This is a genomic window from Streptomyces sp. NPDC001832 (assembly GCF_040297265.1).
Lineage (GTDB): Bacteria > Actinomycetota > Actinomycetes > Streptomycetales > Streptomycetaceae > Streptomyces.
In genome coordinates this window covers 65,219-90,994 of the sequence record NZ_JBEOYU010000020.1, presented here as the reverse complement: position 1 = coordinate 90,994, position 25,776 = coordinate 65,219, and the positions used below count along the sequence as shown (strand labels likewise).

23 protein-coding genes and 2 pseudogenes are annotated in these 25,776 nt (G+C 68.7%); 14 read left to right on the top strand and 11 right to left on the bottom strand.

Annotated features, from left to right (window positions below; translation table 11 throughout):
* Positions 1 to 26 precede the first annotated feature (26 nt).
* A complete protein-coding gene (locus tag ABT115_RS17925) occupies positions 27 to 1,814 on the bottom strand; it encodes a substrate-binding and VWA domain-containing protein (protein ID WP_351790309.1) in 1,788 nt (595 codons plus the stop codon).
* Positions 1,815 to 1,998: 184 nt separating this feature from the next.
* On the opposite strand from ABT115_RS17925, the gene ABT115_RS17920 reads away from it, so the two are divergent.
* Positions 1,999 to 2,778, top strand: a complete 780-nt coding sequence (locus tag ABT115_RS17920; RefSeq protein WP_351790363.1) for a CPBP family intramembrane glutamic endopeptidase — start codon at positions 1,999 to 2,001, stop codon at positions 2,776 to 2,778.
* 108 nt (positions 2,779 to 2,886) lie between these two features.
* On the opposite strand, the gene ABT115_RS17915 is transcribed toward ABT115_RS17920, so the two are convergent.
* From ABT115_RS17915 to ABT115_RS17905, 3 genes are all read right to left on the bottom strand, one after another.
* A complete protein-coding gene (locus ABT115_RS17915; protein WP_351790306.1) occupies positions 2,887 to 3,711 on the bottom strand; it encodes a PhzF family phenazine biosynthesis protein in 825 nt (274 codons plus the stop codon).
* 410 nt (positions 3,712 to 4,121) lie between these two features.
* Positions 4,122 to 5,567, bottom strand: a complete 1,446-nt coding sequence (gene argG / locus ABT115_RS17910) for an argininosuccinate synthase (RefSeq protein WP_351790303.1) — start codon at positions 5,565 to 5,567, stop codon at positions 4,122 to 4,124.
* 98 nt (positions 5,568 to 5,665) lie between these two features.
* Complete coding sequence (locus ABT115_RS17905) at positions 5,666 to 6,097, bottom strand: type II toxin-antitoxin system Rv0910 family toxin (RefSeq protein ID WP_351790300.1); 432 nt, start codon at positions 6,095 to 6,097, stop codon at positions 5,666 to 5,668.
* A gap of 278 nt (positions 6,098 to 6,375) precedes the next feature.
* On the opposite strand from ABT115_RS17905, the gene ABT115_RS17900 reads away from it, so the two are divergent.
* The 3 genes and pseudogenes from ABT115_RS17900 to ABT115_RS17890 form a co-directional block, all read left to right on the top strand.
* Entirely contained in the window at positions 6,376 to 6,954 is a 579-nt protein-coding gene (locus tag ABT115_RS17900; protein ID WP_351790297.1) for a Clp protease N-terminal domain-containing protein, read from the top strand.
* 76 nt (positions 6,955 to 7,030) lie between these two features.
* Positions 7,031 to 8,059, top strand: a complete 1,029-nt coding sequence (locus ABT115_RS17895) for an EamA family transporter (protein WP_351790294.1) — start codon at positions 7,031 to 7,033, stop codon at positions 8,057 to 8,059.
* A 235-nt stretch (positions 8,060 to 8,294) separates the two neighbouring features.
* A pseudogene (locus ABT115_RS17890) lies at positions 8,295 to 8,639 on the top strand (EamA family transporter); the annotation flags it as partial.
* On the opposite strand, the gene ABT115_RS17885 reads toward ABT115_RS17890, so the two are convergent.
* Positions 8,626 to 9,318 (bottom strand): pyridoxamine 5'-phosphate oxidase family protein, encoded by a 693-nt coding sequence (locus ABT115_RS17885; protein WP_351790360.1) that lies wholly within the window; start codon positions 9,316 to 9,318, stop codon positions 8,626 to 8,628. The pseudogene ABT115_RS17890 and the gene ABT115_RS17885 overlap by 14 nt on opposite strands.
* 35 nt (positions 9,319 to 9,353) lie before the next feature.
* On the opposite strand from ABT115_RS17885, the gene ABT115_RS17880 reads away from it, so the two are divergent.
* On the top strand, positions 9,354 to 10,685 hold the full coding sequence (locus tag ABT115_RS17880; RefSeq protein ID WP_351790291.1) for an aminotransferase class I/II-fold pyridoxal phosphate-dependent enzyme: 1,332 nt from the start codon (positions 9,354 to 9,356) through the stop codon (positions 10,683 to 10,685).
* Here the strand turns inward: ABT115_RS17880 and ABT115_RS17875 are convergent.
* Positions 10,606 to 10,875 (bottom strand): annotated as a pseudogene (locus ABT115_RS17875) (DMT family transporter); the annotation flags it as partial. The gene ABT115_RS17880 and the pseudogene ABT115_RS17875 sit on opposite strands and share 80 nt — an antisense overlap.
* 59 nt (positions 10,876 to 10,934) lie before the next feature.
* Here ABT115_RS17875 and ABT115_RS17870 point away from each other — a divergent pair.
* Positions 10,935 to 11,849 (top strand): LysR family transcriptional regulator, encoded by a 915-nt coding sequence (locus tag ABT115_RS17870; RefSeq protein WP_351790288.1) that lies wholly within the window; start codon positions 10,935 to 10,937, stop codon positions 11,847 to 11,849.
* Between the two features lie 17 nt (positions 11,850 to 11,866).
* Here ABT115_RS17870 and ABT115_RS17865 read toward each other — a convergent pair whose 3' ends face one another.
* Positions 11,867 to 12,343, bottom strand: coding sequence for a pyridoxamine 5'-phosphate oxidase family protein (locus ABT115_RS17865; RefSeq protein WP_351790285.1), 477 nt, complete (start codon positions 12,341 to 12,343; stop codon positions 11,867 to 11,869).
* Positions 12,344 to 12,455: 112 nt separating this feature from the next.
* Here ABT115_RS17865 and ABT115_RS17860 point away from each other — a divergent pair, with 112 nt between their 5' ends.
* Positions 12,456 to 13,085 carry a cysteine hydrolase family protein gene (locus ABT115_RS17860; protein WP_351790282.1) on the top strand — a complete coding sequence of 210 codons (630 nt, stop codon included), beginning with the start codon at positions 12,456 to 12,458 and terminating at the stop codon, positions 13,083 to 13,085.
* 70 nt (positions 13,086 to 13,155) lie between these two features.
* Here the strand turns inward: ABT115_RS17860 and ABT115_RS17855 are convergent, their stop codons facing one another.
* The 3 genes from ABT115_RS17855 to ABT115_RS17845 form a co-directional block, all read right to left on the bottom strand.
* A complete protein-coding gene (locus tag ABT115_RS17855; RefSeq protein ID WP_351790279.1) occupies positions 13,156 to 13,650 on the bottom strand; it encodes a Rieske (2Fe-2S) protein in 495 nt (164 codons plus the stop codon).
* A gap of 85 nt (positions 13,651 to 13,735) precedes the next feature.
* The gene (locus ABT115_RS17850; RefSeq protein WP_351790276.1) at positions 13,736 to 15,901 is read right to left on the bottom strand and encodes a S9 family peptidase; all 2,166 of its coding nucleotides are present in this window, start codon (positions 15,899 to 15,901) and stop codon (positions 13,736 to 13,738) included.
* Positions 15,902 to 16,330: 429 nt separating this feature from the next.
* Positions 16,331 to 16,495, bottom strand: a complete 165-nt coding sequence (locus ABT115_RS17845) for a hypothetical protein (RefSeq protein WP_351790273.1) — start codon at positions 16,493 to 16,495, stop codon at positions 16,331 to 16,333.
* Here ABT115_RS17845 and ABT115_RS17840 point away from each other — a divergent pair.
* Complete coding sequence (locus ABT115_RS17840; RefSeq protein WP_351790271.1) at positions 16,494 to 19,691, top strand: NACHT domain-containing protein; 3,198 nt, start codon at positions 16,494 to 16,496, stop codon at positions 19,689 to 19,691. The genes ABT115_RS17845 and ABT115_RS17840 overlap by 2 nt on opposite strands.
* 104 nt (positions 19,692 to 19,795) lie before the next feature.
* On the opposite strand, the gene ABT115_RS17835 is transcribed toward ABT115_RS17840, so the two are convergent.
* On the bottom strand, positions 19,796 to 20,005 hold the full coding sequence (locus ABT115_RS17835; RefSeq protein WP_351790268.1) for a hypothetical protein: 210 nt from the start codon (positions 20,003 to 20,005) through the stop codon (positions 19,796 to 19,798).
* 535 nt (positions 20,006 to 20,540) lie between these two features.
* Here ABT115_RS17835 and ABT115_RS17830 point away from each other — a divergent pair.
* From ABT115_RS17830 to ABT115_RS17805, 6 genes are all read left to right on the top strand, one after another.
* Positions 20,541 to 20,825 (top strand): hypothetical protein, encoded by a 285-nt coding sequence (locus ABT115_RS17830; RefSeq protein ID WP_351790266.1) that lies wholly within the window; start codon positions 20,541 to 20,543, stop codon positions 20,823 to 20,825.
* 191 nt (positions 20,826 to 21,016) lie between these two features.
* The gene (locus ABT115_RS17825) at positions 21,017 to 21,871 is read left to right on the top strand and encodes a HipA family kinase (RefSeq protein ID WP_351790263.1); all 855 of its coding nucleotides are present in this window, start codon (positions 21,017 to 21,019) and stop codon (positions 21,869 to 21,871) included.
* The gene (locus ABT115_RS17820; protein ID WP_351790260.1) at positions 21,868 to 22,251 is read left to right on the top strand and encodes a DUF3037 domain-containing protein; all 384 of its coding nucleotides are present in this window, start codon (positions 21,868 to 21,870) and stop codon (positions 22,249 to 22,251) included. The genes ABT115_RS17825 and ABT115_RS17820 overlap by 4 nt, the downstream gene beginning before the upstream one ends.
* A 234-nt stretch (positions 22,252 to 22,485) precedes the next feature.
* Positions 22,486 to 23,247 carry a 3-oxoacyl-ACP reductase FabG gene (gene fabG, locus ABT115_RS17815; protein ID WP_351790257.1) on the top strand — a complete coding sequence of 254 codons (762 nt, stop codon included), beginning with the start codon at positions 22,486 to 22,488 and terminating at the stop codon, positions 23,245 to 23,247.
* A 20-nt stretch (positions 23,248 to 23,267) separates the two neighbouring features.
* Positions 23,268 to 24,023 carry an SDR family oxidoreductase gene (locus tag ABT115_RS17810; RefSeq protein WP_351790255.1) on the top strand — a complete coding sequence of 252 codons (756 nt, stop codon included), beginning with the start codon at positions 23,268 to 23,270 and terminating at the stop codon, positions 24,021 to 24,023.
* A 118-nt stretch (positions 24,024 to 24,141) separates the two neighbouring features.
* Positions 24,142 to 25,722, top strand: coding sequence for an ABC transporter substrate-binding protein (locus tag ABT115_RS17805; RefSeq protein ID WP_351790253.1), 1,581 nt, complete (start codon positions 24,142 to 24,144; stop codon positions 25,720 to 25,722).
* The last annotated feature ends 54 nt before the right edge of the window (positions 25,723 to 25,776 follow it).

Here is a 25,776-nt window from a genome sequence, read left to right as displayed (position 1 = left end):
GCTGCCGTTCCCGACAGCGCTGAGCGCTACTCCTGGGCGGAGTGGTTGCTCTGCCCGGCCGTCATGACGGCCTGCAGAATCACGGCCTGGATCTCGGTCGGGTCGGTCACCTGGTAGCCCCCACCGCCGGTCACCTTCGCTATCTCGTTCACCTCGTCGCGGTCGGCCTCGGGGCCGACCGCGATGGCGAGGAGCGGCACCGGACGCTCCGGGTCGGCGATCCGCTTCAGTTCCGCGACCAGGGCACTGCGGGAGATGGAGCGGTTGTCCTGGTTCGAGCCGTCGGTGAGGATCACCACGGCGTTGAACTTGCCCCTCACATAAGTCGCCTGGGCGTCCTTGTACGCGGCCAGAATGGTGTCGTACAGGCCGGTCGCGCCGCCCGGCACCGGCTGCAGTGCGGAGAAGGCCGCGGCGATCCTTTCGCGGTGGGTGCCGCCGCCCTTCGCCGGATTTCCGAGCCGGTCCGTCGGCACCAGCCTGCGGTAGTCCTTGTCGCCGTCGAGCGTGGTGGCGAACTCCCAGAGCCCGATCTCGTCGTTCGGGGTGAACTGGTCGAGGGCCTCGATCAGGGACGCCTTGGTGACGTCCATCCGGGACTGGTTGCGCCCCGGCACGATCGTGGCCATCGAACCCGAGGTATCGACGACCGTCGTCAGCCGGGCGCTCTGCACCGTGATCGTCCACATGCCGAGCGTCTGCTGGAGCGTCTCGGCGGACGGCGCTGCGGTAGCCGCGGTGGCGTACGGCTGGGGCTTCCTGCCGCCCGCCGATGCGACCACCGACTCCGCGACGGCCCCGTAAGCGTTCCTGAAGCCGTGCTCCTTCAGGACGGCTTGCGCGCCCGGCCCATTCAGCAGTGTCATGAAGCGCAGGGCCGCCCGGCCCTCGGAGGTCGTCAACCTGGCCTCGTCCACCAGCGTGTACGGATAGTCGAGCAGCGGGGTGCCGTCCTCGGGGTAGAAGAGATCGAGCCTTCCACCGCCGGTCGACTCCGCGTTGTGGGCGAACGCGGCCTGCTCGGAGAGGAGCACCGCCTGGTTGCGCTCCGGATTGACCTGCTCGGCGCCCGAATCGCCCTGCGCCAGCGTTTCGAGCACCTGGGTGTCACCATCCGACATGCGCTGCGCGAGCAGCTTGGCGGTCGCCGCGACCCTGGTGTCGCTGTCGCCTCCCTGTTTCTCCGAGGACGCGCCGATGCTGGAGAGCGCAAGCAGACCGGTGGCACTGCGTGCCGGGTCGGCCGACCCCAGGCGCACCTTGTCCGAGTCCATGACTGCGGCCGTCAACTCGGCCCAGGAGTATTCCTTCTTCGGCCAGCCGAGGCTCTTGGCCGCCGACGGCACCATGGCCAGGGTGACGGGGGAGGAAGCGACGGAATCGCCGGGAGTGATCGGGATGCCGTCACCGGAGCCCTTGGCCCGGTCGAGCCAGAGGTCGGAGTCGGGCAGCCAGATCTGGTAGTCCGGGGTACGGGTGCCGGAGGTGAGAGCGTCGGCGACCTTGTACGAATCGCGGGCCACCACCCGCACATACAGACAGCGGCCGTCGGATCTCACGTCGTCCTGGCGTGCCTTGTCGGCGACGGCACGCACGGCGGGGGCGATGTCCGGTGAGGCCACCATGGAAAGACGTACGGCGGAGTCCTCGCAGGACTTCGAGAACGACAGCAGACCGCCCTGCACCACGACTGCCGTTCCCGCCGCCACTGCGAGGACGACCATGGCCGCGATCGCTACGGTGCGCCGACGGCGCGGCGGCCCGCCCCCGCTTCCATCGGTCGCATCGTCGTCGGGCAAGCTGTGACGTCCCATGAGGTGGTGCCCCTCCTTGAGGATGAACAAGGAAAAGGGGGACCACACCATCACCAATGGTGGTTGTCCCCCCGGCCTGTCGCGCATGATCTTCGTACCTGCATTCGAGACCCTAACGGGACGGGGAGCAGGATGGGGCGTGAATGCACAACTCAAGGCAGGTGTACAGGTGGAGGCGGGGTACGTGGCTGAATCTTTCCCCCAAGAGGCTGTGTCGCGACGGATACTGCGGTCCGAAACGGTGCTGGTACTGGCTCTCTCGTTGGGCGCCAGTGGGGTGTCTGCCCTGATCAGTTTTGTCGGATCGCTGACGAAACCAGGGGGTTTGAAGGAGCAGGCCGCGACGCTCAACAGCTCGTATGCACCGGGGCGTCCATGGCTGGATCTCGCCTGGCAACTCTTCGGAATCGCGACGGCACTGGTACCCGTCGCTCTTGTTGCGCATCTGTTGATGAGGGAGGGTTCGGGCCTGCGAGCCATTGGTTTCGACCGGACCAGACCGTGGCCGGACCTGGGGCGCGGTGCCATGGTCGCGGCGGCCGTCGGAAGCGCCGGGCTCGCCTTCTACCTGGTCGCGCTGGCAGCTGGTTTCAATCTGACCGTGGTCCCGGAATCGCTGCCCGACGTGTGGTGGAAATTCCCGGTACTGATCCTTTCCGCGCTGCAGAACTCCGTGGTGGAGGAAGTGATCGTCGTCGGATATCTGCTGCGCAGACTCGGGCAGTTGGGGTGGACGCCAATAGCTGCCCTGGTCGCGAGCTCGGTGTTGCGCGGCTCGTACCACCTGTATCAGGGGATCGGCGGATTCATCGGCAACATGGTGATGGGCGTCGTCTTCGTGCTGCTGTACCGGCGCTGGGGGCGGGTCGGTCCGCTCGTCGCGGCGCATGCACTGCTCGACATCGGGGCGTTTGTCGGCTACGCCCTGCTGGCGGGGAAAGTGGGGTGGCTGCCCACGCCGTGAGCAGGCACGGGTGGGCCGTGTCCGGCGCGGGAGCGGATCGCGGGTGTTCTTCGACGCAGAGGACGTACGGGAGTCGTCCGTGCGCCCTCCGTGCTGTCGGTGGAGGAGTCAGAGTGCTGTGAGCAGTTCGCCGTCGATGACCGTCACGGCGCTGCCGGTCATCAGGGTGCGGTCGCCACGCAGAGAGGTGCGAACCAGTCCGGAACGGGCGGAGGCCTGGAGTCCGGTCAGCTCGCCTCGGCCGAAGCGGACCGACCAGAAGGGGGCCAGTGCGGTGTGGGCGCTGCCGGTCACCGGGTCCTCGTCGATCCCGACGCGTGGGAAGAAGCCGCGGGAGACGAAGTCGTACCCCTGGGCGGGGTCCTCGGCTGCGGCCGTGGCGATGACGCCTCGGCGGGAGAGGCGGGATAGCGCCGCGAGATCCGGGGTCAGCTCTCGCACGGTCGCCTCGTCGGCCAGTTCGACGAGCAGATCGCCGAGGTGAGGGCCGGTGTCGTGGACGGAGAGCGGTGCCGCGCCCAGGGCGGCGGCCAGCCCGGCCGGGGCGGTCTCCGGTGTCAGCGGGGCTGTGGGGAAGTCGAGCGTGACGGTGCCCTCGGGGTGGGCGGTCGTGGTGAGGATTCCGCACCGCGCCGCGAAACGCACCGTTCCGCTCGCAGCCTGGGTGGTGTGCAGGACGTGTGCGGTGGCGAGCGTGGCATGCCCGCACATGTCGACCTCGGTGGTCGGGGTGAACCACCGCAGTGCCCAGTCCGCCCCGCCGCCCGGCGGCAACGGGTGGGCGAAGGCGGTCTCGGAGAGGTTCAGCTCCATGGCGATCCGTTGGAGCTGCTCGTCGTCGGCGAAAGCGTGGTCGGAGTCCAGCAGCAAGACTCCCGCCGGGTTGCCGGTGAAAGGGCGGTCGGTGAACGTGTCGACGATTCGGATCCTCATGACGCGACCGTACGTGCGACGGACAGCGGCAGGCCAAGGCCAATTCCATGTCGCTGGACCGAAAAGCCCGGCCGGAGACGGGGACTTCGGCCGGCTGTCACCGATTCCGGGCGTCTGACAGGGGTCCCGCTTGCTGTGGATTCTGACCAACACCCATGGTGCAAAAGGCCTGTTGCAGCCTACGGCCGTGCCTTCCAGCACAGGTGAGCCGGGCTCCTGCACCAGCTGCGTGGTGATCGGTCCGGCCCGGTGCAACAGGCCGACGATCCGGTCCGCCAACGCCGCCGGGCTGCGCCTGACCAACGGACCCGGGCAACTGCATGGCCGACTCGATGCCAACGGCGTCGAGCCGGCCATGCAGTTGGTGCGTCCAAGCTCGGAGTGCCGAGCCTTCCACTCGACGAGGCCGGTCAGTCCGTGCCGAACTCCATCGCGGCGCGGTCCAGCATCTCGTCGTCACTGGAGACCTCGCCGCGAGAGGCGATGGCCTCGGCGCCGCCCTCCGGCATGCTGCCGATCAGCCCGGTCGCAGCCGCCTGGGCCGCACCGATGGCGGGATTGGCGGTGCCGATCAGGCCGAGCCCCGCGTACTGCTCCAGCTTGGCGCGCGAGTCGGCGATGTCGAGGTTGCGCATGGTGAGCTGGCCGATCCGGTCCACCGGGCCGAACGCCGAGTCCTCGGTGCGCTCCATCGACAGCTTGTCCGGGTGGTAGCTGAACGCCGGGCCCGTGGTGTCGAGGATCGAGTAGTCCTCACCACGCCGCAGCCGCAGCGTTACCTCGCCGGTGACGGCCGCGCCGACCCAGCGCTGCAGCGACTCGCGCACCATCAGCGCCTGCGGGTCCAGCCAGCGGCCCTCGTACATCAGCCGGCCGAGGCGCCGTCCCTCGTTGTGGTACTGGGCGAGGGTGTCCTCGTTGTGGATGGCGTTGACCAGGCGCTCGTACGCGGCGTGCAGCAGGGCCATGCCGGGTGCCTCGTAGATGCCGCGGCTCTTGGCCTCGATGATCCTGTTCTCGATCTGGTCCGACATGCCCATGCCGTGCCGACCGCCGACAGCGTTTGCCTCCATCACCAGGTCGACGGGGGAAGCGAACTCCTTGCCGTTGATCGTCACCGGGCGGCCCTGGTCGAAGCCGATCGTCACGTCCTCGATGGCGATCTCGACCGAGGGGTCCCAGAACCGCACGCCCATGATCGGCTCCACGGTCTCCACGCCGGTGTCGAGGTTCTCCAGGGTCTTGGCCTCGTGGGTGGCGCCCCAGATGTTGGCGTCGGTGGAGTACGCCTTCTCCGTGCTGTCGCGGTAGGGCAGGTCGTGGGCGAGAAGCCATTCCGACATTTCCTTGCGGCCGCCGAGTTCGGTCACGAAGTCCGCGTCCAGCCAGGGCTTGTAGATCCGCAGGTGCGGGTTGGCGAGCAGGCCGTACCGGTAGAACCGCTCGATGTCATTGCCCTTGAAGGTCGAGCCGTCGCCCCAGATCTGTACGTCGTCCTCCAACATCGCCCGGACCAGCAGAGTGCCGGTGACGGCGCGGCCGAGCGGCGTCGTGTTGAAGTAGGCGCGCCCGCCCGAACGGATGTGGAACGCCCCGCAGGTGAGCGCGGCCAGACCCTCCTCGACCAGCGCCGCGCGGCAGTCGACCAGGCGCGCGATCTCGGCACCGTAGGTCTTCGCACGGCCGGGCACCGAGGCGATGTCGGGCTCGTCGTACTGGCCGATGTCGGCGGTGTAGGTGCACGGGACGGCGCCCTTGTCGCGCATCCATGCGACCGCGACCGAGGTGTCGAGACCGCCCGAGAAGGCGATGCCGACGCGCTCGCCGGCAGGAAGGGAGGTGAGGACCTTAGACATAGGAAGAGTATGCACCATAATGCATGACCATGCAAAACCCGAGAGATAGCTCGCTCGGGCGAGGTGGGGTGTAGCCCTTTCCGCCGTTCCGGCGGCCGTCAGGTCACGACCAGCCCGCCCAGCTTGCGCAGCGACTCGACGAGTGCGGCCGTCGCCGAGTCCTTGAGCTTGCCCGCCATCAGGGAGACCGCGGCGCCGGTGAACTCCCCGTCGATGCGCACCGTGGTTGCGTCCCCGTCCGGGGTCAGTGAGTAGCGCATGGACAGGTTGACACCCATCGGCCCCTTGCCCTTCGTAGCCAGCAGGCGCGTGGTCTCCAGCTCCGCCACTGTCCAGGTCACCTCGGCGGGGAAGCCCATCAGCTTCATGTTCTCCTCGTAGGTGGCCGCGAGTTCGAGCGTCGCCGGACCGCCCTTGGGAAAGCTTGTGTGGGTGGCGTTCCACTGGTCGTACGCGGTGAAGTCGGTCAGCTGGGCCCAGACCTTCTCGGCCGGTGCTTCGATGCGTGCTTCCGCACTGACTTCGGCCATGCGACCACCCCTTCTCGGCGGGTTACGGTGCCGCGGAACGTAGCCGTAGCGGCGCGAACATTCAATACTGATGAACCGTCAGATCTTTGCGGCGGCTCGCGGTCGCTCCGGGGGTGCGGTGCAAGGCGGCGCGCGCGGTTTTCCCGGATCGGATCCGGGAGTCGTGATATCTCATCCGTAAGGAGGAGGAACCGCTCCGGTGTGCCCAACTTGCGTGGGATGCCTGAATGGGCCCCTCCGGCGATGCTTCGGCGCTGTGAGGCTGATGGGGTAAGAGTGTGCAATACCGGACGCCGCGGATCCCTCAGCAGCCCGCACCAAACCGTGCTGAGTACGACGCCAGACTCACTGTGGAGCTGGCCACCGTGGTGACGGGTGCCCGAAGGCGCGCACTGCGCGACGGTGACCGGCAGGTCGACACTGCGCATCTGCTGCACTCCCTCATCGAATCGGACCCCGAGGCGCGGGCGGCCTTCGAGGGCGGACCTCAACTGGCCAAGGTGCTCGGCTATCTGGTCCAGCGCAGTATCGGATACGGGCTCCGCTGGCAGGGTGCGGTGGAGGACTCCGGCGCTGTCCCGGTCGTCGAGGGCGTGGGTTCCGCGCTGCGGGGCACGGGCGTGGAGGGCTGGTCGCCCTCGGCCGCTTCGGCGATGGCTGAAGCTCGCGAGCGGGCGGAGCTGCGGGGCGAGGTGCGGGCCGGAGGGCTCGATCTGCTTGCGGCACTGGCTTCGGACCGCGAGTGCCGGGCCGTCGAGGTGCTGGAGCGGGCCGGTGTCGACGCGGAGCAGCTCGCAGCCCGGATCGTCGGGGTATCCGGCCAGGGGTGGCGGGGAGTCGGGGGGCTCACGGCCTGACGTGCGGGCGCCGATTCAAGGAGGTGTCAGGGGTCACTGTGGTGACGCTGCTGACCGCAGCTGTCATGATGTGCCGATGTACGCGCCTCAGGGGAGAAGCGCGAGCCTGGGACTTGCCCTGGCCTCGGCGTTCGCATTCGGTTGTTCAGGGGTGGCGGCCAAGCCGCTGATCGAGGCAGGACTCGATCCGCTTCATGTGGTGTGGCTGCGGGTGGCGGGCGCCGCCCTTGTCATGCTGCCCGCCGCCTGGCGCCACCGGGAACTCCTGCGCAGCCGGCCAATACTGCTGCTGGGGTTCGGGCTGTTCGCTGTGGCCGGTGTGCAGGCCTGCTACTTCGCCGCGATCTCCCGTATCCCCGTCGGCGTCGCTCTTCTTGTCGAGTATTTGGCGCCCGCGCTCGTCCTCGGCTGGGTCCGCTTCGTTCAGCGCCGGCCGGTCACTCGGGGTGCCGCGGTCGGCGTGGTGCTCGCCGTCGGGGGGCTCACCTGCGTGATCGAGTTCTGGTCGGGGCTGAGCTTCGACGTGGTCGGGCTGCTGCTCGCGCTCGGCGCCGCCTGCTGTCAGGTCGGCTATTTCGTCCTGTCGGACCAGGGCAGCGCTGACAGCGCGGCAGGGGTTGAACCTCCGCATCCGGTCGGCGTCATTGCGTACGGACTGCTGATCGGTGCCGTCGTCCTCACCGTGGTCGCACGGCCCTGGGGCATGGGCTGGTCGGTCCTGGGAGGCAGTGCGCGCATGGACGGCACGCATGTACCCGCCTGGCTGCTGCTCGCCTGGATCGTACTGATGTCGACGGTGATCGCCTACGTCACCGGGGTGATCTCGGTGCGGCTGCTCTCACCCGCGGTGGCGGGCGTCGTGGCCTGTCTTGAGGCGGTCATCGCCACCGTGCTCGCCTGGGTGATGCTCGGCGAGCACCTGTCGGCGCCGCAGCTCATCGGCGGTTCCATGGTGCTGATCGGTGCCTTCATTGCCCAGTCGTCGACACCGAGGACGCCTTCCGGACCCGTCGCATCGGGACGGGGCGAGGGGCACATCGCAGGATCGGATGGAGGCTGTGCCGCTGTCGAGGGGGAGTTGTCCGCGGGTCGTGCTGCGACGTAATGTGACGATCATGCATTCGACCGTACCTTCGCCGCCTGCCACCTAGGGCGTGTTTCGAAAGTCCCGTCGTCCGCCCGAAGGGCGGGCCCCACGGCGTCTGGTGCGTGCGATCGCAAGGCGGAGGGTCGTCCTCGTACTTGGGCGTACGGGGACGATCCCGACAACGCGGCGAGCGTGCGTGCCAGGCGTCGCGGGGCAGGCGGGACTTTCGAAACACGCCCTAGCGCGGGCGGCTCCGATGGCTGCGGCCGAGGGGCTCGTACCGCACACCACGCAGGTCGCGCAGATCGTGACGCTGCTGGTGTACGTGGCGGCGGCACCGACCGCACTCGCCTATGCGCTCTACTGCGCGGGCGCCGCGGCGGTGCGTGCCGCGACGGTGTCCGTGATCATGCTGCTCGAACCTGTCAGCGCTGCGGTCATCGCAGTGGTGGTGCTCCGTGAACAGCTCACCGCGGCCACGGCTGTCGGGACGCTGCTGCTGCTCGCGGCCGTGGTGAGGCTTGCGTTCGCCGAGGCGCGCAGTGCCGTGCACGCCAGCAGTCGGGCGACCGCACAGCCCTTAGTCAGAGGGCGGTGATGTAGTCGGGTACTGCGATGTCGGGATCGAGGTCCTCCGAGGGGAGCGGTGTCGCATAGCCGTGGGCGAGCGGGACGACGCCCGCCCAGTGGGGCAGTGCGAGGTCGCGGGGTTCGTCGTTGGGGCCGCCGGTGCGGATCTTGGCGGAAACCTCCTGAAGGTCCAGCCGGATCACCGCTGTCGCGGCGAGCTCCTTCTCGTCAGCGGGGCGAGAGTCCGCGGACCGGCCGGGCACCACATGGTCGACGATCGCGTCGAGGGCTGTCCGCCGCTCCTGCGGGTCGGTCACCGTGCGCGCTGTGCCGTGGACCACCACGGAGCGGTAGTTGATCGAGTGGTGGAAGGCGGAGCGGGCCAGCACCAGCCCGTCGACATGCGTCACGGTCAGGCAGACGGGCAGGCCCGGGTCGGTCCGGCCGGCTTCCCGCAGTGGCCTGGAGCCGGTCGAGCCGTGTACGTAGAGCCGATCGCCGACCCGGCCGAAGAGGGTCGGCAGGACGACGGGTGCGCCGTCGCGGACGAAGCCGAGATGGCAGACGAACGCCTCGTCGAGTATCGAGCGGACCAGATCCCGGTCGTACGCCGCGCGGTCGCGGGAACGGGTCGGGACGGTGCGTTCCGTCGGCTGGTATCCGGCTGCGGCGTCGCCTGTGGGCTGTGGCGGTGCGATCTCCGGCATTGCGTACTCCATTGCACTAGTGCATAATCTTTTTTGTGCTAGGAGAGTATCGGATTGTTGGGCGGCGCGCATCGGAAATTGCCGCCAGTGTGGAGTGCGGGGTCGGCTCCGGGGACCTCGCTCCCGGGCAAGTGCTGCCGCCCATGAGGGAGTTGGCGGATCTGCTGGGGGTGAATCCCAACACGGTGGCAGCCGCCTACCGCACGCTCCGCGAGCGCGGGGTGATCGAGACTGCGGGGCGCCGGGGCAGCAGGGTGCGGCCCCGCCCTGCGAGTACGGCGCGCGGTTCGCTCCGGGTCGAGGCGCCGCCCGGGGTGCGCGACCTGGGCGAGGGGAACCCCGATCCGGCGTTGCTGCCCGCGTTGGGGGAGGCGTTCGCGGCGGCCACGGGTGAGTATGCGCGGCGGCCCGGAATGTACGGACAGGCGTCGGTGGACCCGGAGTTCGCCGCGCTCGCCCGCGCCGCGCTGGATGGCGACTCGGTGCCCGCCGGGCCCGTGGTCGCCACCTCCGGATCGTTGGACGCGATCGAGCGCGTGCTGGTGGCGCACCTCAAGCCCGGTGACGCGGTGGCCGTCGAGGACCCGGGGTGGGGCAGCTTGCTGGATCTCGTGCCGGCGCTGGGGCTGCGCCCCGTGCCCGTCGCACTCGATGACGAGGGACCGTTGCCCGATGCCGTTGAGCACGCACTGAGTGCCGGCGCCCGGGCGCTCGTGGTCACCGGCCGGGCGCAGAATCCGACCGGTGCGGCGATCAGCGCGGGACGCGCCTTCGAACTGCGGGGCGTCCTGGCCGGACACCGCGACGTCCTCCTGATCGAGGACGACCACGGGCACGGCATCGTCGATCTGTCGCTGTACCCACTGGCGGGTGCCACGGACCGGTGGGCCTTCGTGCGGTCGGTCGCCAAGGCGTACGGGCCGGATCTACGGGTCGCCGTACTGACCGGGGATCCGGTCACGGCCGACCGGGTGTCGGGTCGGCAGCAGTTGGGCCCCGGCTGGGTCAGCAGGCTGCTGCAACGGGCCGTGGTGCACCTGTGGTCCTCGGGTGCGGTCGATTCCGGCGCGGTGGCACGGGCGTACGCGCAGCGGCGGGACGCGCTGGTGCAGGCGCTGGCGGAGCGAGGTGTACAGGCGCACGGTCGCAGCGGCATGAACGTATGGGTACCGGTCAGCGACGAGACAGGTGCGGTGGCGCGGCTGCTGCACGCAGGCTGGGCGGTCGCGCCCGGGGCACGGTTCCGGATGACCGCACCCCAGGGGATCCGGCTCACCGTTTCACCGCTCACCGAGGCCGACATCGGGCCGCTGGCGGATGCGGTGGCGGCAGCGGCGGGACCGGCGAAACCGCTGAACTACGGCTGAGCCCTGGTCCCGGCCCTGCTGCTGCGCTCCTGCTCTGGGTGAGAGCGGCTCCTGCCAGGACCACGAGCGCGCCGACCGGCGTGTTCCAGCTCAGCTGCTCACCCAGTATGGCGACGCCGGCAGTGGTGGCGATCACCGGGATGAAGTAGGTGACCATCTGCGCGGTCGTCGGACCTACCTCCTCCACCAGGCGGGTAATTGCGTAGGGCAAGTGAGAATTTGTGTAGGAATTCGCGTAGCATTGCTTACATGTTGAACCTGGAGCGCCTGCGCACCCTGGATGCCCTCGCCCGGCACGGTTCAGTCAGCGGTGCCGCCGAGGGGCTGCATGTGACCACGTCGGCAGTCTCCCAGCAGATGTCGAAACTGGAGCGGGAAGTGGGGCAGCAGCTCCTCGCCAAGAACGGCCGCGGGGTCCGGCTCACCGATGCCGGTCAACTGCTCGCCGACCACGCGGCTCGCATCCTGTCCCAGGTCGAGCTGGCCCAGTCCGACATCGAGGCGCAGCGCGGTGAGGTGGTGGGCGAGATCCGCCTCTCCGCCTTTCCGACCGCGGCGCGCGGGCTCTTCCCCGCAGCTCTCCTCGCGCTGCGTGCTGAGCACCCCGAATTGCGCGTATATACAAGGGAATTGGAGCCCGAGGACGGAATCCGTGCGGTGATCAGGGGCGACATCGACCTTGCGGTGGTGCTGGACTGGAGCAACAAGCGGCTGCCGGTGCCCGGCGGCCTGACCAAGGTCGACCTCCTGGAAGATGCGCCGGATGTGGCCATGCCGGCCGGTCATCGGCTCGCGGACCGGGCGGAGGTGGACCTGGAGGAGTTCGCCGACGACGACTGGGTCTCCTGGCCCGAGGGTGAATTCTGCTACGACTGGCTGATGTTCACCCTGCGCTCCAAGGGCATCGAACCACGCATCGCGCATCTGGCGGTCGAGCACCACACTCAACTCGCCCTGATCGCCGCTGGGATGGGAGTCTGTGTGGCGCCGCGACTGGGCCGGGGGCCGGTTCCCGAGGGGGTGCGGCTCGTGCCCGTACGGCAGAAGATGGTGCGGCACATCCATGCCGTGTGGCGTACCGACGCGGACCGGCGTCCGTCGCTCAGGGCGGCGGTGGCGGCGCTGCGGATGGCCGGCCGTGAGCTGGACGCACCGTCCACGTAGGTCGGGGAAGGGTGTTCTCAGGTCGCGGACGGCCCTGCGAGCTTCCGGAAGTCCCAGGAGGTGACGGCGTCGGGGGTGAGCCGCAGCCATGCGTGCCGGCCGTCGTGCGGCATGGTGTCCATCCCGAAGTACTTCGCCGCGAACAGCCGCTCCGGCGCTTCGAGTTCGGGGCACGGTTCGCCGGCACGGGGTGCTTCGCCCACAGGGACGGCCGTGCCGGAGAGTTCGATGCCGCGCAGATCCGCGTACTCCACCCCGTCGTCCACGACCACCGCGATCCTCGGGTCGTGGCGCAGCTGGGACCAGCGCAGGCTGCGGGTGATCGAGTACAGCCAGAGCGAGGTGCCGTCCCATGCGAACCAAAGGGCGCCGATATGCGGGCGGCCGTCCGCGGACACGGTGGCGACCCGGCAGGTGCGCTGTGCGGCGAGATAGGTGTCGCGTTCCGCGTCCGTCATCATGATCCGACGGCCCCGTCGCTGAATGGCGGCCATGGGACGCTCCCTCCCGATAGCTGACTCTGTGTCAGAAATCATGGGGTCTCTTCCCTCATCACGCAATGGCGGTTAACCTCGCGCGCCCGATCCGCCACCGAAAGGGGCAGCCGTGCCGTCGAAGGAACAGCTCGCCGCGCAGCTCGATCCGGCCACCACCGTGCTTCTGACGGTCGAGTGCCAGCAGGGTGTCGTGGGCCCCGGGAGTGCGCTGCCCGACCTGGCCAAGGAGGCCAGGTCCTCCGGCGCCCTTCACCGCGTCGCCCGACTGGTCGCAGCCGCCCACAAGGCAGGGGTCCAGGTACTGCACGCGGTGGCCGAACGCCGTCCCGACGGGCGGGGTGCCAACCACAACGCCCGCCTCTTCCGGGCCGCCGGCCGGTCGCCCGTACAACAACACTCGGGCACCACGGCGGTACGGATCGCCGCGCCCATCGAGGTGGCTGACGAGGACCTCGTCGTGCGCAGACTGCACGGACTCTCGCCCATCGCCGGTACGGATGTGGACGCACTGCTCCGAAATCTCGGCTGCCGGACGCTCGTCGTCACCGGAGTCTCGGCCAATGTCGCCATCCCCAACGCCGTGTTCGACGCGGTGAATCTCGGATATACGGCGGTGGTGCCGTCCGACGCCATCGCGGGGGTGCCTGCCGACTACACCCCCGCGATGATCCGCAACACGCTCGCCCTCGTCGCCACCATCACGACCACCGATGACGTACTCGGCTGCTGGCCGGGCTGAGGGCAGGCCGGGGCGTGTTTCGACAGTAGCGTCGTCCGCCCCCGGCCGGACGGGACTTTCGAAACACGCGCTAGGACGCGAGCGTGATCGAGTCGCCCTCGACCGCGATGGATCGGGCGGGCAGCGGCCGGCTGGCCGGACCTTCCGTCACGCTGCCCGTCGCCACATCGAACTTGCTGCCATGGCAAGGGCAGTTGATGGTGCCGTCCGACACGCTCGACACCGCGCATCCGCCGTGGGTGCACTTCGAGGAGAACGCCTTGAACTCGCCAACCTTGGGCTGCGTCACCACAACGCCTTGGTCGGCGAAGATCATTCCGCCGCCCTCCGGGATGTCGGCGGTCTTTGCCAGAGTGTCTCCGCCGCCCTCCGGGATGTCGGCGGTCTTGTCCGGAGCGGCTCCGCCGCCGTCCGATCCGTCATCGGCCGGCTTGACCGCATCCGAACCGCCCGAGTCCTTCTGGTTGCCGCACGCGGTGAGTACGGCAGCCACCGAGACGGCCCCGGCAGCCACCACAACGGCCCGACGCCCGGGACGGACCTCGTGGTCCTGAGATGCGCTCATGCTGGCTTTCCCTTCCACGATTCACGACTTCGGTGTTCACGACTTCCTTCTCCGACCAGGGGTACGCGCAGCTGGACCCCCGTGTTCAACGCCCCAGGGACTTCTTGAGGAAGTCCCGCTCCAGCAGCAACAGATTGCTCACCGTCTCCTCCTGGGTGACCAGATGGCCGGCCCCGGACAACGGCAGTACCGTGTGCGACCGGCCCGCGGCCAGCAGCGCAGCGGAGAACCGCAGCATGTGGGCGACGGCCACATTGTCATCGGCAAGTCCGTGCACCAGCATGAGCGGGCGAGTCAGCCCGGCCGCCTCCGAGAGCAGTGAACTGCGCTCGTAGTTCTCCGGAAGTACATCCGGGTGGCCGAGAAACCGTTCCTCCCAATGGGTGTCGTAGAGCCGCCGGTCGGTCGGCGCACCACCGGCGACCGCGGCATGGAAGACCTCCGGGTGACGCAGCACGGCGGCAGCGGCGAGATACCCGCTGAACGACCAGCCGCGCATGGCGACCCGCGCCAGGTCCAGCTCGGGATACCGCGCGGCAGCCGCGTACAGTGCGTCGATCTGGTCCTCCAGCACAGCCGTCAGCCGGTCTCCGTACACCGATTTCTCCCAGGCCTCCCCACGCCCCGGAGTTCCGCGGCCATCTGTGACCAGCACGGCGAAGCCCTGGTCGGCGAACCACTGGGCGACCGCGACCCACCAGGTACGCACCTTCAGAACGACCTGCATGCCGGGGCCCGCGTACGGGTTGAGCAGCACGGGCAGCGGGGCGTCCCCCGGCCGGTGCCACGAGGGCAGATACAGCCTGCTGCGCAGCTCACGCTTCCCGAGACTCAGTACAAGGGGCCGTGGGGTGACCAGCGGAGTCTCGGCGAGGACCGCGATCCGTCCCACCGGTGCCCCGTCGCGCAGCACGGTCACCGTCTGACCGTCCGGGGTCCTGCTGTCCAGCACCATGGTGGGGCCGCCGACCGAGGCCGTGTGCACACCGGGTGCCGCGCTGACGCGCGTGAGACCGTTTCCGGGCGTTCCGCTCGCCCAGGACCAGACATGGACCTCGGTCGGTTCCTCGCTCGCGGTGAAGAACACCCTGTCACCAGCGGTGCCGACCACCTCACGGACCTCAAGGCCCGGAGGCGTCGGCCTGTCGCCGATCCTCAGCCCCTGCGTGTCGCCGCCCGGCTGCGCGGGAACGACAAGCGTCCCGGAGGAAAGCCGCAACGGCGTACCCGGCCTGAGAGCGACCCACGCACGGTCATGGGCGCGGCTCAGGGCTTGTGTCTCTCCCGTGGCGGGATCCACCGCGAGCACGTGCACGGAACGCTGATCACGCGTCTGTACGGAGACCAGCGGGCCGTGCCCGTCCCACGCAGCGGACGCCACGTACTCGAACGACCGGTCCGTCCACACCCCCTCGGGATGGGCCTCGCCGGAGGACGCGGGAAGCCGGACCGCGAGCCTCTCCCCGGACACCCGCACGAGGTGCAACGACACTTCGGCGTTCGCCGTGCCGGCCGCCGGATACGCCATCTCGCGCGGCGGCCGCTCCGGACGGGCCGGATCGCTGATGTACCGGCGCTGCACCCTCGAGGTGTCCACCCGCGCCACCAGAAGCGCATCGCTCCGTGGCGACCACCAGTGTCCGCGCGAGCGTCCGATCGACTCGGCCGATACGTGATCGGACAGTCCGTAGGTCACCTGGTCGCCGTCCGGGGCGGCGAGGGCACGGTCGCCCGTGCCCTGTGTCGTCACTATCCGCAGCGCACCCCCGGACACGTAAGCGATCAGAGTGCCGTCCGGTGAAGGCCGGGGATCGACCACGGGACCGGCGGTGACGATCCGGCGCGGAGCGCCCCCGTCCGTCCCTACCACCCAGAGCTCACCGCTCAGAGCGAAGGCCGCGAGCCGCACCTGTGCATCGGTGGCGTAGGACACCACGCCCGTCGAGGTCTCCCGGGCCCTCTCGCGGCGGGCCAGCTCCTCCGGTGGCACCGCACCGTCCGTCTCGTCGCCGCGGCCCGACCCGAGCGGATCGGCGAGCATCCGCTCTTTGCTGTCCTCGTACAGCCAGAGCCGGCTCACCTGATCCGTACCGGACGTGGTCCGTACGAAGAGCACCCGGGCGCCGTCCGGTGAGACGGTGAACTGTCGGGGCACTCCGAGCGAGAAGCGGCGAGTGCGGGCGAACTGCCGGGGAAATCGCCGGGCGTTGTTGAGCGCTTCGTCAGCCGTGGAGTCGAATCGAGGAGTCATGGAAACACCATGACAGGCGGAATCCGGATCGACCGGCCCCCGCCCAGGAACGGGCCGGGCTGCGGAGAGAAGCACGCATCGCGCGTGATTGTCAGAGGAGGCTGAGCGGCTCCGACTCGTCGCGAGCCGAATGTCTGCGCCTTCGGCGATCAAGGCGCGGACCGGCGGTGGTCACCCAGAGACGTCCGCAGGGGCCCTTCCTGGAGCTGTTCCGCCGCAGGCCAGGACGTTCGCGGGGCCCGCCCGGCCGGCTGGATCGGGACGGGCCACGCCCGCCTTGGAGCCCGCGTAGGGGACCACCACCCGGGTGATGCCGTGACCAGCGCCACGCGGGTGAATGTCGCAGGGCTGTCACCGAAAGCCCTGCCGGCGAGGAAACAGTGACAGGGTGAACATTGGCAGCGGCATTTCGTGGAGGAGGCGGGGAGTCTACGAGCGGGCCCGGAAGTGGCGGGTCCGCAAGAGCGGGTGGTACTCGCCATTGTTGGCGCTGACCTTCTTGGGAGCGCTGGTCATGCTGTTCCTGGCGGGGGAGGCCATTTTCACTCTGACGGGCAAGAACAGCGCGACGGATTCCAGATTCTGGTCACCCATGATCTGGATTGACGAGCAGTGCCGTGAAAGCGGCTTTTCCTGCGGCGTCCTTCAGAACGTCGTCATGCCCTTCCTCACGCTCGCCCTGGTCACCGTCGCCTACCTCTTCTTCCGGTTCAGCCGCGTACGCAGGGCGTATCTGAAGAAGGCCTGGGAGGCGCCGCACGAGCTTGTGGAAACAGCGGGCGACATCTTCGGCGAGGTGGTGGGCCGTGACCAGCTCTGCGCTGTCCTCATGAGGGATCTGCAGGACAGCCGGTTCCGCCGTGCGCACGTCGTCGTCGGGGGCATCGGAACGGGTAAAACGGCATTGGTCGTGCTGCTGACCCAGCAACTCGCCCGGTGCGACGCGGTCCCCATCCCGTTGCGCCTGCGCGGGGTCGAGGGAGACCTGAACTTCCGTCAGATGGCGTTCGAGCGATTCTCCCGGGAGGTGCAGGGCAACATCCGCTCCGGCTCTGAGGGGGAGAAAGTGTGGCGGCGGTTGTGCCAGCAGGGGCGGATCGTTGTCCTCGCGGACGGGCTGGAAGAGGCACTGACCGGCGAGGTGCTGGCCGAGGAACGCGACAACATCATCCGGCTGGCCATCCGCCGGGCCAATGACGAGCGGCTACCGCTGATCATCACCTCACGGCCGCACGACTCGCTTCGGGGAATGGAGGCGTCCCTCACGGACCTGGAGCCGTTGAGCGAAGAGGCGGCCCTGAGGTACATCTCCTCCGGCAACAGCTGGGAGGACCGCCAGCGGCTGGACTGGATCGTCGAGAAGGCGGGCATCGCCGAGGCGCCCACCTATCTGCAGATCGCCCGTGAACTCCACGAGGAGGGACTCCTGGAGCACGCTCTGTCCGGGCACGCAGAGGAAGAGGCTTTGGAGACGCGCGGCGGGGACCGGGCCGCGCTCCGCCTACATTTGCTCGACACGTGGCTCAAAGCGCTGATCAGCGGCCGTCTGCATCCCGAGCTGCCGCTCAGCCCGGAGGAGCGGCGGTCGGCGGTCCACTATCTGTCGGCACTGGCATGCGCCGGACTTGCATCGGACTCCTCCGAGGTGCGGTTCGCCGAGGTGATCGACGAGCAGGACCCCTCGCGGCCCCGCCACCCCGAGATTGTCCGGGAGCTGGTGACAAGGGTCGAGGACAGCCGGCTGGACATTCGCCTCGCCGCTCACTGGGGTTCGCGGATGGGGCTGGCGGAACTCGCCGGGGATCGCGTCCGCTTCCAGCACAGCGTCCTCCAGGCCCATCTCGGATCCCGGTTCATGAACGCGGTGATCCATCCGGGTGTCCCTGCCGAGCCGACTGACGGATCCTTCTTCCCCGCGGCGCTGGAGAAGCCGGGGCGCGAGCTGCTGATCGCGATGGTGCTCCACTCCCGTACGCCCGAGGGTTCGTGTGTGCACGGGGAGAAGCGCGCCGGCGAGGAGCCCTGGTGCCCGGCGTCGGCCGCGCGCGACCTGCTCCTGAACGCCGCACGCCGGGCGCAGACGACCATGGACGGGCGTTCGGGGTCCCCAGATAGACAGGTCTCCTGCGCCGGGGAAGCCTCCGCGCACACCGGGGCGGTCTTCGGCCGCACCCTCCACACGAACGTACTCGAGCTGTACGCGGCGGCCCTGGATATCGACAGCATCGACGCCGACCCGCAGCAGCATCTGATCACGATGCGGCTGTGCACCTCCTGGTCGGACCTGCGGGCCCGGGATCCGCACACCCTGCAGGCGGCCAAGGCGCTGCTGGTGTCCCGCTTTGGTGAGGCGATGCGGGGTGTCACCCGCAGAAGGACCGTGCAACCCGCCTATCTCGAGCTGTACGACATTGCGTGCCAGGAGCCCTCGTATCCCATCCGTGTCGCCATCGCGCAGGAGATCGGGGCAGGCGGCGACGCGGCCTTCACCGCACTCCAGCCCCGGCTACGCGGACCGCAGGTTATCCAAGGCCGGCGAGTGGAACGCGGGAACGAGAGGGATTTGGTGCTGGAGCTGTACGACGGCCAGCAGCCGGAACTCGTCGCAGAACAGGAGACCCGAAGACACCGCCAGGAGGAGGGCGGAGTCGGCCGGGCCAAGCGAGAGCTGCGGGAGCGGGAGAGACAACGGCACGACGAGCGCCGACGGGAGGCCGAGGAACGGGAGGCCGAAGAGAAGCAGTGGCGGGACAACACCATGTGCGCGTGGCTGATTCCCCTGCTCGTGGGCTCGGTCACCACCCATCGCCACCGGGACACCCCGTACGCATTTCTCGAGAGCTGGGTCCGGCGTGTGGGCGTGCCGGAACGGGACGGGCCACACGCCCTTGACCTCACCCTGGAAGTGGCTCTGGCCCAGGGGTTCAAGTACGCGGCCAACCGCAGGCAACACCATCCGCACGCCCGGCCCGAGGCGCGGGAGTACCTGGCCGAACAGGCCTGGGACATGCTCAAGCGCACCCGGTTCTGGTTCACCCGGCTAACACTGCTGCACGCGCTGACCCTCTGGAGCCTCGCCGACGGCGCCGACGTCATGCGCCCCGAGCACGGACACGGTTCCGATCCCGCGGAACAGGTGCGCCAGTGGCTCGTCCTCCCCGGCGGGGAGCGGCAGCACCCTTTCGTGGAGGCTGCTGCCGAACTGTGCGTCTGGGCGCTGGAGTCCCAGCAGCCCGAGCGGTTCCTGTGGATCGACGAGTGCGGCGTCGCCGCCCAGGTCGGCTCGCAGACCGCCCCGCACGGCGAAGTCCGCAAACACCAGCTGTGGATTCCTTCCTCGACCGGCTGGAGCACCCTGCACCAGCGCGCTCAGCAACTCCTCGCCGACGTCCTCCTGCTGCTAAACCTCGCCGAACGCGGCGACTGGCCCGAGGACCGGCTCCGCCGCCTTCAGCACACCGGCCGCCCCGATCTGCCGCCGTGCCTCACCCAGGACCGCGGCCCGCTCGACCCGAGCCGCACCGTCGTCCGTACGGCGGCATCACAGGCGGGCTCCAACTGCCGGGACGACTGCGCCTTCGACCTGTGCCCGTACCCGCCCAAGGGCCTCGACGGACACCGGGTGGAGCTGAGCCAAGCCTTCTGCCGTGCGCAGTCCACCCTGCTGTCGCGATCGCGCTCTCCCCTCCACCCCGAGGCGAGATGGCAGCGGCGCACAGGAGCAGGCGAGCTCAGGCAGTTCTGGGAACAGATGGGACAGCGAGCACAGGACAACGCCCGCTCACGATGATGCTCGCGCCTCAGAGGCTGCCAGGTGACCTCTGATCGGGTGGCCAGGCCCTGGCACGCACGCCTAGCGCGATGCCGAAACCCTGGTAGCTCGCCGAGGCAGGGTCAGCGGCCAGATTCGGAGATGCCGGTGACGAGTTCGGTCACGACGTCCAGGACTCCTTGTCCGAACGCGGTCGGTGCGAGGAGCAACCCCAGGACCAGAACGATGACGACGGTTAGTTTCTCGTCCTTCCGGCTTCTGGCCTCGGTACGGCGGCGTAGCCGCAGGATGACGATGACGGCCAGCAGTACGGTCACGTTGATGGTCAGCACTCGCCCGGACCTCTCCCCCTCAGGCCACAGCCGCCCCGCGCACAGAGCACTGGGTCCCATTGACCCTCTTGTCTATCCCCGGCCCGCGCAGCGTCATGCCCCGGCTGCCCGTGGTTGGCGGCAAGAGCACGTTCTCCTGGCCGAATTCCACAGGTGACGGGGAGGCTCGGTCAGCTGGGCGGGCGGGCGGGTCAGCGGGAAGGCCGTCGGCCTATGTCAACGCATGCATCCGCCCGGCGTCCGCCGAGAGCGAGTTCAGCGGCCTGGCATGGCGCGGTGTGACCGAGCCGCTTCAGTTGGCCGGCCAGCGCGGGCCCTGGCCGGTGTGCTGGATGCCGCGCAATGCCGGCCGAGAAGCAGCATCTGCACGCCGGTGTGCGAGGGAGCCGGCGCCGGAGCGGTGCCGTGAGCCGCCGTTCGGATCACCGATGGGGGCCTTTCCGGTGATCGCCGCACGTCTCGCGCACGCTGCACGTCCCGCGGTGGGTACGCCATTTCCGCAGAGGACTGCCCAGCGATCCAGTGAGGAGATCACATGTACGCAGTGGTTCGGCGGTACGAAGGGGTGACCGATCCGGCCGAGGCGGGACGCCAGGTGAACGAGGGTTTCGTGCCGCTCCTGCGCCAGGTCCAAGGTTTCGTGTCCTATTACTGGGTCGATGCCGGGGGCGGCGTGATGGTCTCGACGAGTGTCTTCCAGGACCGGGCCGGTGCCGAGGCGTCGACCGAGAGGGCGACGGACTTCGTACGGGATCGCCTCGCCTTCCTGCTTCCCAACCCTCCCCAGGTCACGGCCGGCGAGGTCGTGGCACATTCGTAGCGGCCTGCCGGAAAGGGCTGTGACACCGCAAATCCCGCGGGGCGCCGCGCACGAGCGGCACCCATGGGGAGCGCGCCACCAGCCCAAACTCCCCAGATTCTCCCAAGGGTTGACAATGGCGATTTCGCGGTCTGTGGTGGTTCGCGAAATTCCATGGATTACAAGGCGTCTGAGCCGTATAGCCTGGGGAAATGCTCACAGAAGTCACCGCGACCCGCTACGTCACGCCCCTGCGGGAGGGTGGATCGCTCCCCGGGATCGTCGAGGCCGACGACCTCGGCACCTATGTCATGAAATTCACCGGTGCCGGACAGGGTCGCAAGACACTGGTTGCGGAGGTCATCTGCGGACAACTCGGCCGCCGACTCGGCCTTCGCGTCCCCGACCTCGTACAGATCCAGCTCGACCCGGTCATCGGGCTCGCCGAGCCCGACCAGGAGGTGCAGGAGCTCCTGAAGGCCAGCGGCGGGCTCAATCTCGGGATGGACTTCCTGCCGGGCTCTATCGGCTTCGACTCGCTCGCATACCAGGTGGACTCCCTGGAAGCCGGCCGCGTCGTCTGGTTCGATGCGCTGATCAACAATGTCGACCGGTCCTGGCGCAACCCGAACATGCTGATCTGGCACGGCGATCTGTGGCTCATCGACCACGGCGCCACCATGATCTGGCACCACAACTGGCCCGGCGCCCAGGTCTCGGCCGCCAAGCCGTACAACGCCTCGGACCATGCGCTGGCTCCGTTCGCCCCTGATATCGCGGCAGCCGCCGCCGAGCTCGCCCCGCTGGTCACCGAGGAACTGCTCACCGAGGTCGCGGCCGAAGTTCCCGATGAGTGGCTGGTGGACGAGCCCGGCTTCGACTCCACCGATGAGCTGCGCCGAGCCTATGTGGAGGCGCTGCTGCCGCGCGCCGTCACCATTCATGAGCGGATCACGATGCAGGGCCCCACCGAGCCCAAGCCGTCACAAGCCCCCGGCTGGCTCACCGAACACCTCACCCCCTGGCCGCACACCACCAAGAAGAACGACAAGGACGGCCAGCGGTGACCAAGCGCGATGTCTTCGAGTACGCGCTGCTGCGCGTGGTGCCGCGGGTGCAGCGCGGCGAGTTCTTCAACGCGGGCGTGGTCGTCTACTGCCACGCGCAGGGTTTCGTCGCCGCGCGTACTCATCTCGACGAGACCAAGCTGAAGGCCCTGGACCCGACCGCCGACGTGGTCGGTGTGCGGGCCGCCCTGCATGCCGTCGAAGGCGTGTGCCGCGGCGGTACGGACGCGGGCCAGGCGGCCCGCGACGACGCAGGCCGCCGCTTCCGCTGGCTGATCGCCCCGCGTTCCACCGTCGTCCAGCCGAGCCCCGTGCACAGTGGCCTCACGGCGGACCCGGAGGCCGAGATCGAACGGCTGCTCGACCTGCTGGTGCGCTGATCCGCCGCCCCGCGGCGCGGCCCGCAGCCACTGCGGCAGCGGCGCCGCGGGATGTGACATGCACCCCTGCGCTCGTGGGCCGTTGACACCGAGTGCCAGGGCTTCTAGCGTCTCGTCTGCTGAAGGTACTAAGCGGTTGCTCAGTTGTCGGGGAAGCTCCGCGCACGCGGAGGTTCCGTGCCGGGGTGCCCCGACGTCCGCTGAGCCACGATCCAAGGGCGAGGAGAACCAAACATGTCCAACACCGAGCAGCGCGTGGCCGTCGTGACCGGAGCGGCGCGGGGCATTGGTGCCGCCACCGCGGTACGTCTGGCGGCCGAGGGTCGCGCCGTCGCCGTACTCGACCTCGACGAGGCGGCCTGCAAGGACACCGTCGAGAAGATCACCGCCGCAGGGGGCACCGCTCTCGCCGTTGGGTGCGATGTGTCGGACAGTGCCCAGGTGGAAGCCGCGGTCGGGCGGGTCGCCGCCGAGCTCGGCGCCCCGACGATCCTCGTCAACAATGCGGGCGTGCTCCGCGACAACCTGCTCTTCAAGATGAGCGAGTCCGACTGGGACACCGTGATGAACGTGCACCTCAAGGGCGCGTTCCTGATGGCCAAGGCCGTCCAGAAGCACATGGTGGACGCCGAGTTCGGCCGTATCGTCTCGCTCTCCTCCTCCTCGGCGCTCGGCAACCGCGGCCAGGCCAACTACTCCGCCGTCAAGGCCGGCCTGCAGGGCTTCACCAAGACCCTCGCCAAGGAGCTCGGCAAGTTCGGCATCACCGCCAACGCCGTCGCGCCCGGCTTCATCGTCACCGAGATGACCGCGCAGACCGCGGCCCGGGTCGGCATGGGCTTCGAGGAGTTCCAGGCCGCCGCTGCTACCCAGATCCCGGTGCAGCGCGTCGGCCGCCCCGAGGACGTCGCCAACGCCATCGCCTTCTTCACGGGCGACGAGGCCGGCTTCGTCTCCGGTCAGGTCATGTATGTCGCCGGTGGACCGCTCAACTGACCCGAAGGGTTACGGACATCATGAGTGTGCAGGACAGTGGGAAGGTCGCGCTCATCACGGGCGCGAGCCGGGGCATCGGCTACGGCATTGCCGAGGCGCTCGTGGCGCGCGGCGACCGGGTGTGCATCACCGGACGCGGCGAGGATGCCCTCAAGGGGGCCGTCGAGCAGCTCGGTTCCGACCGCGTCATCGGCGTGGCGGGCAAGGCGCACGATGAGGCGCACCGGGCGGCGGCGGTCGAGCGCACCATGGAGGCGTTCGGCCGTGTCGACTTCCTGATCAACAACGCCGGTACGAATCCGGTGTTCGGCCCGATCGCGGAACTCGACCTCAATGTTGCCCGCAAGGTCTTCGAGACGAATGTGATCTCGGCGCTCGGTTTTGCCCAGCAGACCTGGAAGGCCTGGCAGAAGGAGAACGGCGGGGCGATCGTCAACATCGCCTCGGTCGCCGGCATTTCGGCCTCGCCCTTCGTCGGCGCCTACGGCATGAGCAAGGCGGCCATGGTCAACCTGACCCTTCAGCTGGCGCACGAGTTCGCGCCGGCCGTCCGGGTCAACGCGATCGCCCCCGCCGTCGTGAAGACAAGATTCGCCCAGGCGCTGTACGAGGGCCGTGAGGCGGAGGCCGCCGCGGCCTATCCGCTCGGCCGGCTGGGCGTCCCCGAGGACATCGGAGGCGCCGCAGCGTTCCTCACGTCGAGCCAGAGCGACTGGATCACGGGACAGACCCTGGTGGTCGACGGCGGCATCTTCCTGAATGCGGGCGTGAGCTGAGAACGGCGTGAGCGGGTTTGGCCCTGATTGACTCAAGTGCCCTGCCGGGCCTGCGGATTGACCCGGCGGGGCACTACGGTATGGTCTGCCGACCCATGGCTGATCGAGGAGCGTTCACGTGTTCTACCGGGCCAGTCTGCAGGCCGCTGCAGTCTTTGCTTCCCTTGCTCTGCTGGCAGGCTGCGGACTTCTCTCCGACAGCGGATCGAAAGTGGAGCAGAAGGTAGTGGTCGGTACGACCAGCGAGCTCTCCACCCTCGATCCGGCGGCGGCGTGGGACAACTCCTGGGAAATGATGCGGAATGTCTTCCAGACCTTGGTGAGTTTCCCCACCGGCAGCACCACCCCCGAGCCCGATGCCGCGGAATGGTGCAAGTTCACCGACGCGACCAGCACGGCATATCGGTGCAAACTGCGCAAGGGTCTTAAATTCTCCAATGGCGACAGACTCGACGCCGAGGCCGTGAAGTACTCCATGGACCGGATCACGGCCATCAAGGTCAAGGGCGGACCCGTCGGCATGCTCGGCTCGCTCGACCGGGTCGAGACCAAGGGGGACGACATCGTCGTCTTCCATCTCACCAAGCCGGACGCCACCTTCCCGTTCATCCTCGCCACGCCCGCGATGTCGCTGGTGGCTCCCAGTGACTATTCGATGCACGAAATCCGAAGCGACGGAAAGGTCACAGGATCCGGTCCCTACCTCCTGGATTCGTACAAGCCGGGGAACCGGGCCGAACTGGTGAAGAATCCGGACTACAAGGGTTTCGCCAACCCTAAGAACGACGCTGTGACCATCCGGTACTTCAAGGAATCCGCCCCCGTGGTCGCGGCGCTGAAGAAGAACGAGATCGACGTGATCTATCGCGGCCTCACTGCCGAGGACGTCGTCAGCCTGGAAGACAACAAGGGCCAGAACAGCAATCTGCAGATCGTCGAGACGGTCGGCGCGGACATCCGCTTCCTGGTCTTCAACCCCGAGGACCCGGCCGCCGGGAATGCGGCCGTACGGCGAGCCATCGCCCAGCTCATCGACCGTGACGCCCTGGTGGCCAAGGTCTACCAGGGGACGGCCGAGCCGCTGTACTCCATGGTCCCCAAGGGCATCGCCGGACACACCACCAGTTTCTTCGATGCCTACGGCGACCCGGACAAGGACAAGGCGAAGCAGATCCTCGTCGAGGCGGGCATCACCAAGCCCGTGGAAATGACGTTCTGGTTCACGACCGACCGGTACGGCTCGTCCACGGCCCCCGAGTTCGACGAGCTGAAGCGACAGCTGGAGGCTTCCGGGCTGTTCAGGATCACGCTGAAGAGCAAACCCTGGAAAGAGTTCCAGGAAGGCTTCAACAAGGGCCAGTACCCCGTCTTCGGCCGCGGCTGGTTCCCGGACTTCCCGGACCCGGACAACTTCATCGCCCCCTTCGTGGGCAAGGACAGCGTCACCGGGATGCCGTACATGAAGCGCGAGATCACCGAGCAGCTGCTGCCGCAGACCCGCAAGGAGAGCAACCGGGGCGCGGTCAGTAAGCAGTTCGAACGGGCCCAGCAGATCCTGGTCGACGACGTGCGGCTGCTGCCGCTGTGGCAGGGCAAGCTGTACGTCGCGGCGGGCGAGGACATCGGCGGCGGCGAGCGTGCCCTGGACCCGCAGACGGTCATGCAGATGTGGGAGCTGTACCGCAAGGCCAGCTGGTAGGCCCCGGCAGGGCTCGCAGGGCCGGCTGTCAGTGGCCCCCGGTAGGTTCTCGGT